The sequence below is a fragment of the Agrobacterium sp. rho-13.3 genome, from assembly GCF_033957765.2.
Classification (GTDB): domain Bacteria; phylum Pseudomonadota; class Alphaproteobacteria; order Rhizobiales; family Rhizobiaceae; genus Agrobacterium.
This window is the reverse complement of the sequence record NZ_CP192775.1, coordinates 1,720,078-1,734,754: the sequence shown is the minus strand read 5'-3', so window position 1 is coordinate 1,734,754 and position 14,677 is coordinate 1,720,078. Positions and strand designations below refer to the sequence as shown.

13 protein-coding genes are annotated in these 14,677 nt (G+C 55.9%); 8 read left to right on the top strand and 5 right to left on the bottom strand.

Annotated features, from left to right (window positions below):
• Positions 1 to 61: 61 nt before the first annotated feature.
• The 5 genes from RMR16_RS22675 to RMR16_RS22655 form a co-directional block, all read right to left on the bottom strand.
• A complete protein-coding gene (locus tag RMR16_RS22675; RefSeq protein ID WP_320197870.1) occupies positions 62 to 397 on the bottom strand; it encodes a hypothetical protein in 336 nt (111 codons plus the stop codon).
• A 128-nt stretch (positions 398 to 525) separates the two neighbouring features.
• Complete coding sequence (locus tag RMR16_RS22670; protein WP_320197869.1) at positions 526 to 2,136, bottom strand: ABC transporter ATP-binding protein; 1,611 nt, start codon at positions 2,134 to 2,136, stop codon at positions 526 to 528.
• Position 2,137: 1 nt separating this feature from the next.
• Positions 2,138 to 3,268, bottom strand: coding sequence for an ABC transporter permease (locus RMR16_RS22665; RefSeq protein ID WP_320197868.1), 1,131 nt, complete (start codon positions 3,266 to 3,268; stop codon positions 2,138 to 2,140).
• Entirely contained in the window at positions 3,261 to 4,184 is a 924-nt protein-coding gene (gene oppB, locus RMR16_RS22660) for an oligopeptide ABC transporter permease OppB (RefSeq protein ID WP_320197867.1), read from the bottom strand. Before oppB ends, RMR16_RS22665 begins: the two co-directional genes overlap by 8 nt.
• Before the next feature lie 55 nt (positions 4,185 to 4,239).
• Positions 4,240 to 5,838 carry a peptide ABC transporter substrate-binding protein gene (locus RMR16_RS22655; RefSeq protein WP_320197866.1) on the bottom strand — a complete coding sequence of 533 codons (1,599 nt, stop codon included), beginning with the start codon at positions 5,836 to 5,838 and terminating at the stop codon, positions 4,240 to 4,242.
• Positions 5,839 to 6,073: 235 nt separating this feature from the next.
• On the opposite strand from RMR16_RS22655, the gene RMR16_RS22650 reads away from it, so the two are divergent.
• The 8 genes from RMR16_RS22650 to RMR16_RS22615 all read left to right on the top strand — a co-directional run bounded on the left by RMR16_RS22650 (position 6,074) and on the right by RMR16_RS22615 (position 14,509).
• A complete protein-coding gene (locus tag RMR16_RS22650) occupies positions 6,074 to 6,847 on the top strand; it encodes a DeoR/GlpR family DNA-binding transcription regulator (protein ID WP_320197865.1) in 774 nt (257 codons plus the stop codon).
• Positions 6,848 to 6,958: 111 nt separating this feature from the next.
• A complete protein-coding gene (gene glpD, locus RMR16_RS22645; RefSeq protein WP_320197864.1) occupies positions 6,959 to 8,467 on the top strand; it encodes a glycerol-3-phosphate dehydrogenase in 1,509 nt (502 codons plus the stop codon).
• 74 nt (positions 8,468 to 8,541) lie between these two features.
• A complete protein-coding gene (locus tag RMR16_RS22640) occupies positions 8,542 to 9,624 on the top strand; it encodes an ABC transporter ATP-binding protein (RefSeq protein ID WP_320197863.1) in 1,083 nt (360 codons plus the stop codon).
• Between the two features lie 12 nt (positions 9,625 to 9,636).
• Positions 9,637 to 10,707, top strand: a complete 1,071-nt coding sequence (locus RMR16_RS22635) for an ABC transporter ATP-binding protein (RefSeq protein WP_320197862.1) — start codon at positions 9,637 to 9,639, stop codon at positions 10,705 to 10,707.
• A gap of 3 nt (positions 10,708 to 10,710) precedes the next feature.
• Positions 10,711 to 11,577: a carbohydrate ABC transporter permease gene (locus RMR16_RS22630; protein WP_320197861.1), complete on the top strand. Its 867-nt coding sequence runs from the start codon at positions 10,711 to 10,713 to the stop codon at positions 11,575 to 11,577.
• Positions 11,578 to 11,591: 14 nt separating this feature from the next.
• Positions 11,592 to 12,410, top strand: a complete 819-nt coding sequence (locus RMR16_RS22625; protein WP_320197860.1) for a carbohydrate ABC transporter permease — start codon at positions 11,592 to 11,594, stop codon at positions 12,408 to 12,410.
• A 15-nt stretch (positions 12,411 to 12,425) separates the two neighbouring features.
• Complete coding sequence (locus RMR16_RS22620) at positions 12,426 to 12,707, top strand: DUF2160 domain-containing protein (RefSeq protein ID WP_320197859.1); 282 nt, start codon at positions 12,426 to 12,428, stop codon at positions 12,705 to 12,707.
• Between the two features lie 80 nt (positions 12,708 to 12,787).
• Positions 12,788 to 14,509, top strand: a complete 1,722-nt coding sequence (locus RMR16_RS22615; protein ID WP_320197858.1) for an ABC transporter substrate-binding protein — start codon at positions 12,788 to 12,790, stop codon at positions 14,507 to 14,509.
• The last annotated feature ends 168 nt before the right edge of the window (positions 14,510 to 14,677 follow it).

Sequence of the window (14,677 nt, the reverse complement as noted above, 5' to 3'; positions counted from 1 at the left end):
AAGCCCGCGAAAAGCGGGCTTCAACAGGTCAAAAAAATTTCGCTGGGAATGATCTGAATGATCAGATTTCCGGGCAACCGCGTTCGTTTGCGAAGGTAATCGTATCAGAGCCGCGGCGGGTGTAGCCCTGCACGACGATGCGTCGAGGTGTAGAGCGGACGATTTCCGGATCGCGAAGACCGGATTGACGCGCTGCGGATCGGGCTTCGCGCTCACTGCATCCCCGCATCGGAGGGCCACGGCGGTCCATATCACGGTCACGATCACGAATGACCGGGCGGATACCATCGCGCCCAACGCGTAGTTCTACGTCCTGCGCACTGGCAGAACCAGTCATAGCAAAACCTGAAACCGCCATCGTGGCGGCAAGACCGGCAATTTGGATCACCTTGAGCATATTTCCTCCTCGGTGCCTTTTTGCGGCACCCGACAATGTTCACGGGCCTATAACGCGAATTTGCGTTGCTTGTTCCGTTTTGTGAGCAGGAAAGAAAAACGCCCGACCATGACGGCCGGGCGAAAGGTTCAAGCAGCGACGTCTGCCGTGAACGCCGACTCGATGAGGGTCTTCGTGTAGGCGGCAGTGGGGTTGTGGAAGACGGCGTCCGTTTCGCCCTCCTCCACGATCTTTCCGTCCTTCATCACGATCACGTAGTCCGAAATCGCCTTGATGACCGAAAGGTCATGGCTGATGAAGATGTAGGACAGGCCGTGCGCTTTCTGAAGATCACGCAGCAGATCGATGACCTGCCCCTGCACAGACCGGTCGAGCGCAGAGGTTGGTTCATCGAGAATGACCACATCCGGTTTGAGGATGATGGCTCGGGCAATCGCGATGCGCTGACGCTGGCCGCCGGAAAATTCGTGCGGATAACGGTTGCGGGCAGCAGGGTCGAGACCCACCTCCGTCAGCGCCTCGATGGCACGCTTGTCCCGTTCGGCACGGCTGAGTTGAGGCTCATGCACATAGAGACCTTCGGTGATGATCTCACCCACCGTCTGGCGTGGCGAGAGGGAACCGTAAGGATCCTGAAACACCAGCTGAAGCTGGCGGCGCATGGGCCGCATGGCTTTTCTGTCCAGACCGGAGATTTCCTTTTTGCCGAAGAACAGCCGTCCCGTCGATGGCGTCAACCGCAACAAGGCACGCCCAAGCGTGGATTTTCCCGAACCGGACTCACCCACGATGCCGATGGTCTGGCCTTGCCGCAGATTGACCGTCACACTGTCCACGGCGCGGAATGCGGTGGCTCTTGTGAAGAGGCCACCGGGGATTTCGTAATCCACGGTGACGTTCTGACCGGAAAGGACAAGCGGAGCATCCGGCCCTACCGGCGGCTTGTGACCGCTGGGTTCGGCATCCAGAAGCATCTTTGTGTAGTCCGCCTGCGGGCGCTCGAAGATATCTTCCGTGGTTCCGGTTTCGACGATCTCGCCGCGACGCATGACAGCGACGCGATCCGCAAAATGCCGGACAACACCCAGATCATGGGTGATGAGGACGACAGCCATGCCGAAACGCTGTTGCAGCGATTTCAGCAGGTCGAGGATTTGCGCCTGAATGGTCACATCAAGAGCCGTTGTCGGCTCATCGGCAATCAGAAGATCAGGCTCGTTGGCGAGAGCCATGGCAATCATGACACGCTGGCGCTGACCGCCGGACAGTTCATGCGGATAACTATCGATGCGCCGATCAGGGTCGGGAATCCCGACGAGTTTCAGCAAATCGAGAACGCGGGTGCGCGCTTCGCTTCGGCTGCATCCCCGGTGGTGGATAATGGGTTCGGCAATCTGCTTGCCGACTTTGTAAAGCGGATCAAGCGAGGTCATCGGCTCCTGGAAAATCATGGTGATTTTCGCACCGCGAATGCCGTTCAGCTCATCGACCGGAAGATCGATGAGTTCGCGGCCCCGGTATTTTGCTGAGCCCTGAACACGGCCATTGGCGGCTAGAAGACCCATGATGCCCATCATGGTCTGGCTTTTGCCGGAACCGGATTCTCCGACGACGGCAAGGGTTTCCCCCTGCCGCACGTCGAGATCGATGCCCTTGACGGCACTGACCGTGCCATCCGGTGTGGTGAAATTGACCTTGAGGTCGCGGACAGTGAGTATGGTTTCAGATGTCGTATTCATGTCAGCGATCCTTTGGATCGAGTGCATCACGCAACCCGTCGCCCACAAAGTTTAGTGAAAACAGGGTCAGCACGAAGAATGTGGCCGGGAATATCAGCAGCCATGGAGCGGACTGGATATTCTGCGCACCTTCTGAAATCAACGCGCCCCAGCTCGTCAGCGGCGCTTGCACACCAAGGCCGAGGAAGGACAGGAAGCTTTCCAACAGGATCACCTTCGGCACCACCACGGTGACGAACACCACGACCGGGCCGATGGTGTTGGGAATGATGTGACGGCGAATGATCTGCCAATCCGTCAAACCCAAGGCCTGTGCAGCCCCGACGAACTCACGCCGCTTCAACGCCAAAGTCTGGCCACGCACGATGCGCGCCATATCCAGCCATTCCACCGCGCCGATGACGAGGAAGATGAGAATGAAACTTCGCCCGAAGAACACCACGAGCACGACAACGAGGAACACGAAGGGCAGCGAATAGAGAATTTCCACAAACCGCATCATGGTATTATCGACGCGACCGCCGATATAACCCGCCGTTGCGCCATACACGACGCCAATGCCCAATGACACAAGGCTGGCAAGAACGCCGACAGCGATGGAGATTTGACCGCCCAGCATGACGCGAACGAGAAGATCACGCCCGTTGCTGTCCGTGCCGAAGAAAAAGTATTCACGATTCACATCGCCTGAAATTTTCAGGGTCAGGCCATTGTCTTCGGTGGCGACGACTTTGGTATTTTCGAACTCGTTGGCACGGTCGAAATAGCGGGTCGTGCGCGGATCGATCTCGGTGGCGGAGGTAACGGTTGCGGTGAAGGTCTGGCCTTCAACGGCAAATTCCTTCAGTTGCACACGGGCTCTGCCGGCGATGTCCTCCACCACACCCTGAAGGTTGGCGACATCCGGACGTGCATCCAGACTTGGCGGCACGGAAACATAGGACGAAAACACCTGATCATAGGTGTGGGTGAGGAAATGCGGCCCCAGAAACGAGAACAGCGTAATCAGCACCAGCATGACCGAACCGGCCATGGCAGCGCGATTCCGCCGGAACCGCATGGTGGCAAGTTGGAAAAGACTGCGGCTTTTGACCGAAGGCAGGGGGGCGATAGTGCCGGGGATATCAGTCATGTCTGACCCTCGGATCAAGCAGGCCGTAAAGAATATCGACCACTAAATTGAAAACAATGACGAAAATGGCGATGAGAACGACGGTTCCCATGACCAGCGTATAGTCACGATTGATGGCACCCAGAACGAAATAGCGACCGACACCGGGAATGGTGAAGATCGTTTCGATCACGGCGGAGCCAGTGAGAAGCGCTGCAGCGCACGGCGCAAGGTAAGACACGACCGGCAACATGGCGGCGCGCATGGCGTGAATGATCACGACGCTACGGGCCGGAAGGCCATAGGCTTTGACGGTGCGAATATGATCCATGCGCAAGGCTTCGATCATGGAGCCACGTGTCAGGCGGGCGATAACCGCAAGCTGCGGCAAGGCCAGCGCAATCATCGGCAGGATGAGATACCGCAACGACCCATCACCCCAACTTCCTGCGGGCAGAAGCCCGAGCATAATTGAGAACACCAGCGTCAAGACGGGTGCCACAACGAAGTTGGGCACAGTGACGCCGACAGTGGACACCGACATGATGGAAAAATCGAAGGCGCTATTTTGTCTCAGCGCGGCAAAGGTGCCAGCGGTGATGCCACCGACCAAGGCCAGAAGCAGCGAATAGAAGCCAAGTTCCAGCGAGTAAGGCAGTCCCTTGCCAATCAGTTGGGCAACGGTGTTGTCCTTATAGATATAGCTGGGTCCGAAATCGCCGGTGACGGCATTGCCGATATAGATGAAATACTGGCGCCACAATGGTTCATTCAGATGATAGGTTTTCATCAGATTTTCCATGGTTTGCGGCGGCAGAGGCCGTTCAAGATTGAACGGACCGCCCGGTGCAAAACGCATCAGGAAAAACGAAATCGTGACGACGATAAACAACGTCGGCACGGCGCTCGCCAAACGGCGCAGGATAAAAGAGATCATATGTTTTCAGGCTCCGGGCATGGCACGGCGGTTTGAGCCGCCGTGCCAGCACTGCTTATTCGGAAACGCTCAGGAAGCGGCTGAGGTGCTCATTGGCTGCATTGTCTTCCCAGCCTTTGACGCGCGTAGACACCAGCCACAGATCAGCCTGCGTGAGAAGCGGTGCAACCGGCTGCTCTTTCATGAGGATCGTTTCAGCGTCGTGCAAGAGCTTGGAGCGGGCAGCCTCGTCCTTCTCGTCGTAAGACTTCTTCAACAGGGCATCGAATTCAGGATTGTTGAATTTCGAGTAGTTGAAGGTCTTGTTGGACGACAGCGAGAGCGCGAGGAAATTCTCCGCATCCGCATAGTCGGCAACCCAACCGGCGCGGGCAACGTTGAACTTGCCGCCTTCCTGCAAGTAGCCATAGTGCGAGGCAACGTCGAGGTTCACCAGCGACACTTTGGCGCCGAGGCTGTTCTTCCACATATCGGCAATCGCAGTGGCAACGCGCTCGTGGTTCGGGTTGGTGTTGTAACGGATTTCGATGTTGAGCGGCTTGCCGCCTTCACCATAACCGGCTTCCTTGACGAGCTTTGCGGCTTCGTCTTCACGGTCCAGCTGCGACAGCGTGGCGAAATCAGCCTTGGCTGGCTCGCCGTAATTCGCCATGCCCGGAGGCACCATGGAGTAAGCAGGAACCTGCGATCCGTTGTAGATTTCCTTGGCAAGAAAATCACGGTCTACGGCCATGGAAAGCGCGCGACGAATGCGAACGTCATCATAGGGCGCTTCGCGGGTGTCGAAGGTGTAATAATAGGTCGCAAGTGTTGGGGACACGTGGACCTGTTCACCGTAGGACTTGCGCAGACGCGCCAGCTGGTCAGCGGAGAAATTGTACGCGAGGTCCATTTCCTTGGCTTCAAAACGGCGAACCGATGCGGCCTGATCGTCGATCGGGTAGAAAATGACCTTATCGATCTTGGTGTTGGCGGCATCCCAGAAATTGGCATTCTTCACGACAGTCAGGCTGTCATTGGGAACGTGTGCCTGAAGTGTGTAGGCACCGTTCGACACCATGATGCCGGGCTTTACGAAGTCCGTGCCGTTCTTCGTGACGCTTGCCTTGGAGACAGGTAGCGCGGTCTGGTGCGCGAGAAGTTCAAGGAAGAAAGGCGTCGAGCGCTCAAGCGTGATTTCCAGCGTCTTGGCATCCACTGCCTTTACGCCGAGTTCCTCAGGCTTGGCTTCGCCCTTGTTGATCTTTTCGGCATTCTTGATGGGATAAAGAATGTTTGCGTATTTCGCAGCGGTCTTGGGGTCTTCTACGCGCTGGTAGGAGAAGACGAAATCTTCAGCCGTAACAGGAGTGCCATCCGACCACTTTGCATCAGCGCGAAGCTTGAAGGTGTATACGGTACCGTCATCCGAAAGGGTCCAGCTTTCCGCAGCGCCAGGCACGATTTTGCCTGCGGCGTCATAAATGGTGAGACCTTCGTAAAGGTCTTTCAGAATGAAGGCTTCAATGTTGATCGAAGTCTGAGCCTGATCGAGAGTTTGGGGTTCCCCGGAATTGCCACGATGCAGAACGGTTTCTGCAAGAGCTGAACTGGCGCCAATCAGAAGCGAGCCTAGCAGGATTGCGGCGCGCGTTGTTGTTTTTGTCGAAAGCATTTTTTTATTCTCCCAAAAAAAGTCGAGAGCCCGCAAACAAGGACATAATCAGCGCAGGCGCACCCCCCAATATTTATCAGCCGGACAATTTAGAAATCTGTCGGGTGCTTGCTGTGGAAAACTCGCCACGGAAGAGCATGGAATACCACTTTCGTTTTTTATCAAAATGAAATAGAAACGAAAGTCAAACATCATCGCCTTTATCCGATTATACAGCATATGAGGCTCAAAGCTCATGTTTTTCACACCGCGCCAGCTGGAAATCATAGGTCTGGCCAAATCCGAAGGCAAAGTGATCGTCGAAGATTTGGCGTTACGGTTTTCAGTGACATCGCAGACGATCAGAAAAGATCTGAACGAACTGTGCGAAGGCCGGGCTTTGACGCGCATTCATGGCGGCGCGATTTTTCCCAGCAGCACTGAAAATGTACGGTATGAGGCGCGGCGCTCTATCGCAGCCGGTGAAAAACAGGCGATAGGCCGGGCGGCAGCAGCGATTATTCCGAACAAATCATCGCTTTTCATCAACATCGGAACCACAACCGAATCCGTTGGCGAAGCGCTGATGAATCATCACGAATTGATGGTGATTACAAATAATATCAACGTTGCCAATAGGTTGCGCATATTCCCATCCATTGAAGTGGTGATAGCTGGCGGCGTCGTGCGCGGCAGCGATGGCGGCATTGTGGGCGAAGCTGCGGTCGATTTTATTCGGCAATTCAAGGTGGATTATGCGGTCATCGGCGTATCGGCCATCGACCAGGACGGCGCGCTGCTGGATTATGACTTGCGCGAAGTGAAGGTGGCACAGGCCATCATCGCCAATGCACGGCATGTAATCCTGGTGTCGGATTCCAGCAAGTTCGACCGCACAGCACCGGTGCGAATCGGCCATCTTTCGCAAGTTCACACCTTCATTACGGATCGCTGCACAGCGCCGTCCGTGCGTGCAATCTGTCGCGAGAGCGATGTGCGGCTGATCGAAACCGAAGCTGACGCGGTTTGAGCGTAAACCGATTAACATTCGTTTGACATTCGATTTATTTTCGCTTTAACTCCTCTCAATTTCGGATTTCCAATAATAAGCGGCCAAGACGCCGCATCAGGGAGAGTTTCAGTGACTGAGAATGCGGTCCGCGATATTTTCGTGATCGGTGGCGGAATCAATGGGTGCGGCATTGCACGCGATGCTGCCGGACGTGGGTATTCCGTGACACTGGCCGAGATGAACGATTTCGCATCCGGCACGTCTTCGGGCGCGACCAAACTCATTCACGGCGGACTGCGGTATCTGGAACATTACGAGTTTCGTTTGGTGCGCGAAGCTTTGATGGAACGCGAAGTTCTGTGGGCCATGGCCCCGCATATCATCTGGCCGATGCGTTTCGTTTTACCGTTCCACAAGGGCGGCATTCGCCCTGCGTGGCTCATTCGTCTGGGGCTTTTCCTGTACGACCATCTGGGCGGCCGCAAGTTGCTGCCCGCCACGAAATCTCTTGACATGCGCCGTGATCCGGCGGGCAAGCCGCTGAAACCGCTGTTTACCAAGGCTTTCGAGTATTCGGACGGATGGGTGGATGATGCGCGGCTGGTGGTGCTGAACGCTCGCGACGCTGCGGATCGCGGTGCAGACATTATGAGCCGCGCCAAAGTGGTTTCTGTTCGTCGCGATGGCGGTTTGTGGCATGTGGACGTGAAAGACACGATCACCGGCACGGTCAAAACCGTGCAGGCGCGCATGTTGGTCAACGCCTCCGGTCCTTGGGTGGACAAGGTGCTGTCCAATGCGGCAGGAAAAAATCAGGTTCACAATGTGCGGCTGGTTCAGGGCAGCCACATCATCGTGAAAAAGAAGTTCAACGATCCGCGTGCCTATTTCTTCCAGAACCCCGACAACCGCATCATTTTTGCTATCCCTTACGAGACGGATTTCACGCTGATAGGCACCACCGACCGGGATTATCAGGGCGATCCGGCGGACGTTAAAATCAGCGGCGAAGAAACCGACTATCTTTGTAACGCGGCAAGCGAATATTTTGCTGAACCCGTCACCAAAGATGATATCGTCTGGACTTACTCTGCGGTGCGTCCGCTGTTTGACGATGGCGCATCCAGCGCACAGGAAGCGACGCGGGATTATGTTCTAAAGCTTGAAAACACAGGCGGCGAAGCACCATTGCTCAACGTTTTCGGCGGAAAACTGACCACCTATCGTCGTTTGGCAGAACATGCGCTGGAAAAAGTGGCTGAAGCAATTGGCGACAAGGGTACGCCATGGACGGGCAAAAGCTCGCTTCCGGGCGGTGACTTTGCAGCCACGGGTTACGAGACTGAAGTTAAGAAACTTCAGGGAAAATATATTTTTCTATCCGAACGCCAGGCACGCCGGTTGGTTCGCCTCTATGGTACGAAGGCAAACGCCATTCTGGGAGACGCGACGAGTGCGGATGCGCTGGGCCAACATTTTGGCGGCGATCTTTACGAGCGCGAAGTTGAATGGCTGATGCGTCAGGAATGGGCCAGAACAAGCGAAGACGTGTTGTGGCGCAGAACGAAACAGGGCTTGCATTTCTCGAAAGAGGAAACGGCTGCACTGGAGAATTATATGGCGGCAATTGCCGCATAGCGGACGCCCGCAAGGGCTTATCGCTCTGACAATTGGACGCAGACATCTTGCAGGTTGGGAGGCCTCGGGACAGCATGCTCGAATTACGCAACATAGCGAAGATGGTGGGTGGTGATTACCACATTTACCCAACCAGTCTTACCCTCAAGCGGGGCACATTGAATGTGCTGCTGGGGCCGACGCTGTCTGGAAAAACATCGCTGATGCGGCTGATGGCCGGTTTGGACAAACCGACCGAAGGACAATTGCTGTTCGATGGCACGGATGTGACCGGCAAACGCGTGCAGGATCGCAGTGTGGCGATGGTGTACCAGCAGTTCATCAATTACCCGGCGCTAACAGTGTACGAAAACATCGCCTCTCCGATGCGGATTGCGAAGAAGGACAAGGCGACCATTGACCGCGAAGTTCGCCGCGCCGCCGACCTTCTGCGGCTGACGCCCTATCTTGACCGCACGCCGCTGAACCTTTCCGGCGGGCAGCAGCAGCGCACGGCACTGGCCCGAGCCATCGTCAAGAATGCAAGCCTTGTGCTGCTTGATGAGCCGCTTGCCAACCTCGATTACAAGCTGCGTGAAGAATTGCGCGAGGAACTACCGAAGATTTTCGCATCGTCGGGCGCGATCTTCGTTTACGCAACAACCGAGCCTTCGGAAGCCCTGCTTCTGGGCGGCAACACGGCCACCATGCATCAGGGCCACATTGCTCAGTATGGCAGCACCATCGAGCTTTACCGCAATCCGATTGATCTGGTTTCGGCAAAAACATTTGCCGATCCACCGCTGAACATCATTGGGCTGACGCGCTCAGGCGCTTCGTTTCTGCACAATGGTCAGCCCGTATTTCCAGTGCCTGCGCATCTGGCAGGCATTGCGGACGGCCCGGTAACGGTGGCGTTTCATCCGCATCATCTTTTCCCGACACCGGCCCATGCCGGCACGGTGAAGCTTGGCGCGAAAACGCTGATTTCGGAAATTGCCGGTTCGGAAAGCTTCATCCATGTCGACTTTGCAGGCAACCGCTGGGTGATGCTGACGCGCGGCATTCTGGATATCGAGCCGGACCGCCAGATCGATATCTACCTGGATACCCGCCATCTGATGGCGTTCGATGCGAGTGGCCGCTCGCTTGCAACCCCGCAACAAGCAGCCGCGTGAGGAGAAGAGACCATGGCACGCATCAGTCTCGACCACATCCGCCACGCCTACAACGCTAAAGCCAAAGCGGCGAACGACTACGCCTTGAAAGAGGTGAATTACGAGTGGAGCGACGGCGGTGCCTATGCTCTGCTTGGCCCATCCGGTTGCGGCAAAACCACCCTGCTGAACATCATTTCCGGTCTCATCAACCCGTCGGACGGTCGTATTCTGTTCGACGGCAAGGACGTGACAAACCTGCCGACGGAGCAGCGTAACATTGCGCAGGTGTTCCAGTTTCCAGTCATCTACGACACGATGACGGTTTACGACAATCTCGCCTTTCCGCTGCGCAATCGCGGCGTTTCGGAAACGGATGTGGACCGCCGCGTCAATGAAATTCTGGAGATGATCGATCTGTCGTCCTGGGCCAAACGCCGGGCGCACCGCCTGACGGCTGACCAGAAGCAGAAGATTTCGCTGGGTCGCGGACTGGTGCGCAACGACGTGAACGCCATTCTGTTCGATGAGCCGCTGACGGTGATCGACCCGCATATGAAGTGGGTGCTGCGCTCGCAATTGAAGCGGCTGCACAAACAGTTCGGTTTCACCATGGTTTATGTAACACACGACCAGACCGAGGCCATGACCTTCGCGGACAAGGTGGTCGTTATGTATGACGGCCAGATCGTGCAGATTGGCACGCCTGCCGAACTGTTCGAGCGGCCAAGTCACACCTTTGTCGGATATTTCATCGGCTCTCCGGGCATGAATTTTATGCCCGTGGCGCTTGATGGCGCACAGGCGCGGATCGGCGAACAGAATATTGCGCTGGCAACGGCGCCGGCTGTGAAGGCGGGCGCGAAAACCGAGCTGGGTATTCGGCCAGAATTTATATCTCTCGGGCGCGAAGGAATGCCGGTTTCGATCAGCAAGGTCGAGGATATCGGGCGACAGAAAATCGTCCGTGCCAGCTTTGCCGGACACCCGCTGACGGTGGTGGTGCCCGAAGATGGAAATATTCCATCGGAGCCTCACGTTACTTTCGATCCCAAAGCGATTGGCATTTATGCCGATAGCTGGCGCGTTGGCACGGGAGCCTGAGCCATGGAAAAAACGGTCAACAACAAGGCGTGGTTTCTGGTCATCCCGGTTCTGATCCTGGTGGCGTTTTCGGCGGTCATTCCGCTGATGACGGTGGTGAACTATTCCGTTCAGGATACGTTTGGAAACAACCAGTTCTTCTGGGCGGGAACCGACTGGTTCGTGCAGATGCTGCATTCGCCACGGTTCTGGGATGCGCTGGTGCGCAACCTGATTTTCTCCTTCGTCATTCTGGCAATCCAGATTCCTCTGGGCATTCTGATTGCACTCAACATGCCGAAAACCGGCCTTGGCGTGCCGGTGTGCCTCGTGCTGATGGCACTACCGCTTCTCATTCCGTGGAATGTGGTTGGCACCATCTGGCAGGTTTTCGGGCGCGTCGATATCGGCTTTCTCGGCCATTACCTTTCCAAGCTCGGCATCGATTACAACTATACACAAGACCCGGTGGACGCATGGGCAACCGTCATCATCATGGATGTGTGGCACTGGACGAGCCTCGTGGTGCTGCTGTGCTATGCCGGTCTGGTGTCCATCCCCGATGCCTATTATCAGGCGGCGCGCATTGATGGCGCATCGCGTTGGTCGGTGTTCCGGTTCATTCAACTGCCAAAGATGAAGCGGGTTCTGCTGATTGCCGTGCTGCTGCGCTTCATGGACAGCTTCATGATCTACACCGAACCCTTTGTCGTCACCGGGGGCGGACCCGGCAACTCCACCACGTTCCTGTCAATCGACCTTGTGAAGATGGCGGTCGGTCAGTTCGACCTTGGACCCGCGGCGGCGATGTCGATCATCTACTTCCTGATCATCCTCGCGCTATCGTGGATATTCTACACCGTCATGACCAACAGCGACGAACAGGCTTGAGAAAGGAGAACACCATGAGCAATTCCAAATCCATCACCCGCTTCTCCTTTCTCATTCCGACGATCTACATCGTCTTTCTGCTGCTGCCGATCTATTGGCTCATCAATATGAGCTTCAAGGACAACGGCGAAATTCTGGGCGCGTTTTCGCTGTGGCCGCAAAACCCGACCCTGCGAAACTACACGGTGATCTTCACCGATCCGGCCTGGTATAACGGCTACATCAACTCCATCATCTATGTGGTGATGAACACGGTGATTTCGGTCGCTGCCGCGCTGCCCGCCGCCTATGCTTTCTCGCGCTATCGCTTTCTGGGCGACAAGCATCTGTTCTTCTGGCTGCTGACCAACCGCATGGCGCCACCCGCGGTTTTCGCCCTGCCCTTCTTCCAGCTCTATTCGGCCTTCGGGTTGATCGACACGCATATTGCAGTTGCGATTGCGCACTGCCTGTTCAACGTGCCGCTGGCGGTATGGATTCTGGAAGGCTTCATGTCTGGCGTGCCGAAGGAAATCGATGAAACCGCCTATATTGACGGTTATTCCTTCCCGCGCTTTTTCGTGAAGATTTTCATGCCTCTGATCGCAAGTGGAATCGGTGTCGCGGCCTTCTTCTGCTTCATGTTCTCGTGGGTGGAACTGCTGCTGGCAAGAACGCTGACAACGACTGCGGCAAAACCGATTGCCGCGACCATGACCCGCACCGTTTCCGCATCCGGCATGGACTGGGGCGTGCTGGCCGCAGCCGGTGTGCTGACCATCATTCCGGGGGCGCTCGTGATCTATTTCGTTCGAAACTACATCGCCAAGGGCTTCGCGCTCGGTCGCGTCTAACAAAGGAGAAGATCGATGAATTTTTCCTGGATGGCATGGACGCTGCCAACGGCGCTGTTTTTCACCACCATTCTGCTGCTGCTGATCGGCATGGCGGTGTGGGAATATGTCTCGCCCGGCGGCAATCCGCGTGTCGGTATTCTGCGGTTTGAGACAACGCGCGGCGATCGGCTTTTCGTGTCGCTGCTCGGCTCGGCATTTATCCACCTTGCATGGCTGGGCCTCGTCGGCCCCGGCCTCTGGTGGGCACTGGCTCTTTCGGTTGTTTATGCGATTGGCGTGTTCCGCTTCGTGTAGGCTAACCGACTGAAATATCGGGCAGGAGGACAGCCCGGTTCTATCTATCTGAAGCAATCGTAACCACTGGGAGGATGATTATGCGAGTGCATCTTTTGACAACAACGGCAGCGATGCTGCTGGCTATATCAGGCGTGGCAAACGCCGGCATGAATGAGGCCAAGACTTTTCTGGATAAGGAAATCGGCGATCTCTCCAGCTTGAGCCGCGCCGATCAGGAAAAGGAACTGCAATGGTTCGTTGATGCTGCAAAGCCATTTGCGGGCATGGACATCAAGGTCGTTTCGGAAACCCTGACGACACATGAATACGAATCCAAGGTACTGGCCAAAGCCTTTACCGAAATCACCGGCATCAAGATCACCCACGACCTGATTGGCGAAGGCGACGTGGTGGAAAAGCTGCAAACGCAAATGCAGTCCGGTGAAAACATCTATGATGCCTACATCAACGACAGTGACTTGATCGGCACCCATTGGCGTTATCAGCAGGCACGTAACCTGACGGACTGGATGGCGAACGAAGGCAAGGACGTTACCAATCCCGGTCTCGACCTGAAGGATTTCATCGGCACGAAGTTCACGACGGCACCGGATGGAAAGCTCTATCAGTTGCCAGACCAGCAGTTCGCGAACCTGTACTGGTTCCGGTATGACTGGTTCAACGACGCCAAGAACAAGGCAGATTTCAAAGCCAAATACGGCTATGATCTCGGTGTTCCGGTCAACTGGTCGGCCTATGAAGACATTGCCGAATTTTTCACAGGACGAGAAATCAACGGCAAAAAAGTCTACGGCCATATGGACTATGGCAAAAAAGACCCGTCGCTCGGATGGCGCTTTACCGATGCCTGGCTTTCCATGGCCGGCAACGGCGACAAGGGCTTGCCGAACGGCCTGCCGGTGGACGAATGGGGTATAAAGGTCAACGAAAAGTCCCAGCCGGTTGGGTCTTGCGTCGCACGCGGCGGTGATACCAACGGACCTGCTTCGGTCTACGCCATCCAGAAATATCTTGATTGGTTGAAGGCTTACGCGCCTCCAGCAGCGCAGGGCATGAACTTCTCCGAATCCGGTCCCGTTCCGGCGCAAGGCGAAGTGGCACAGCAGATTTTCTGGTACACCGCGTTTACGGCAGACGCAGTCAAGAAGGGTCTGCCCGTGGTAAACGAGGATGGTACGCCAAAATGGCGTATGGCCCCCTCCCCGCATGGCGTTTACTGGAAAGACGGCATGAAGCTTGGTTATCAGGACGTGGGCTCCTGGACTTTGATGAAATCCACGCCGGTTGACCGCGCCAAGGCCGCATGGCTTTACGCACAGTTCGTGACATCGAAGACCGTGGATGTGAAGAAGAGCCATGTGGGCCTGACACTCATTCGCGAATCCTCGATCAACCACGACAGCTTCACGAAACGCGCCAAGGATCTCGGCGGTCTGATCGAGTTCTATCGTTCGCCTGCCCGCGTTCAGTGGTCTCCAACCGGCACCAACGTTCCTGATTATCCAAAGCTGGCGCAGTTGTGGTGGCAGGCCGTGGGCGATGCATCGTCCGGTGCGAAAACCGCACAGGCAGCGATGGATTCGCTCTGCGCGGAACAGGAAAAGGTCATGCAGCGTCTGGAACGTGCTGGCGTTCAGGGCGAAATCGGACCGAAGCTGGCTGAAGAGCATGATCTGGCATACTGGAACAAGGACGCCACATCCAAGGGCAACCTTGCACCACAGCTGAAGATCGGCACCGAAAAGGAAAAGCCAATCACCGTCAACTACGACGAACTGGTGAAGAGCTGGCAGAAGTAATTCAGCACACTTGAAACATAACGGGGGCGGCTTGCTGCCCCCGTTTTCTATTTGGCGCGGATACCACAGTTCGCGTGTGTCCTAGTCAGGTTCGTTTTTTTCCAAGTCATCAACACTATGCGCCATTAAATATGACTTAAATTATCCTGTTTGTGCGGACCGTAAACA

Coding starts and splice junctions, on each gene's coding strand:
- RMR16_RS22675 (WP_320197870.1), bottom strand. CDS start 397: ATGCTCAAGGTGATCCAAATTGCCGGTCTTGCCGCCACGATGGCGGTT.
- RMR16_RS22670 (WP_320197869.1), bottom strand. CDS start 2,136: ATGAATACGACATCTGAAACCATACTCACTGTCCGCGACCTCAAGGTC.
- RMR16_RS22665 (WP_320197868.1), bottom strand. CDS start 3,268: ATGACTGATATCCCCGGCACTATCGCCCCCCTGCCTTCGGTCAAAAGC.
- oppB (WP_320197867.1), bottom strand. CDS start 4,184: ATGATCTCTTTTATCCTGCGCCGTTTGGCGAGCGCCGTGCCGACGTTG.
- RMR16_RS22655 (WP_320197866.1), bottom strand. CDS start 5,838: ATGCTTTCGACAAAAACAACAACGCGCGCCGCAATCCTGCTAGGCTCG.
- RMR16_RS22650 (WP_320197865.1), top strand. CDS start 6,074: ATGTTTTTCACACCGCGCCAGCTGGAAATCATAGGTCTGGCCAAATCC.
- RMR16_RS22640 (WP_320197863.1), top strand. CDS start 8,542: ATGCTCGAATTACGCAACATAGCGAAGATGGTGGGTGGTGATTACCAC.
- RMR16_RS22635 (WP_320197862.1), top strand. CDS start 9,637: ATGGCACGCATCAGTCTCGACCACATCCGCCACGCCTACAACGCTAAA.
- RMR16_RS22630 (WP_320197861.1), top strand. CDS start 10,711: ATGGAAAAAACGGTCAACAACAAGGCGTGGTTTCTGGTCATCCCGGTT.
- RMR16_RS22625 (WP_320197860.1), top strand. CDS start 11,592: ATGAGCAATTCCAAATCCATCACCCGCTTCTCCTTTCTCATTCCGACG.
- RMR16_RS22620 (WP_320197859.1), top strand. CDS start 12,426: ATGAATTTTTCCTGGATGGCATGGACGCTGCCAACGGCGCTGTTTTTC.
- RMR16_RS22615 (WP_320197858.1), top strand. CDS start 12,788: ATGCGAGTGCATCTTTTGACAACAACGGCAGCGATGCTGCTGGCTATA.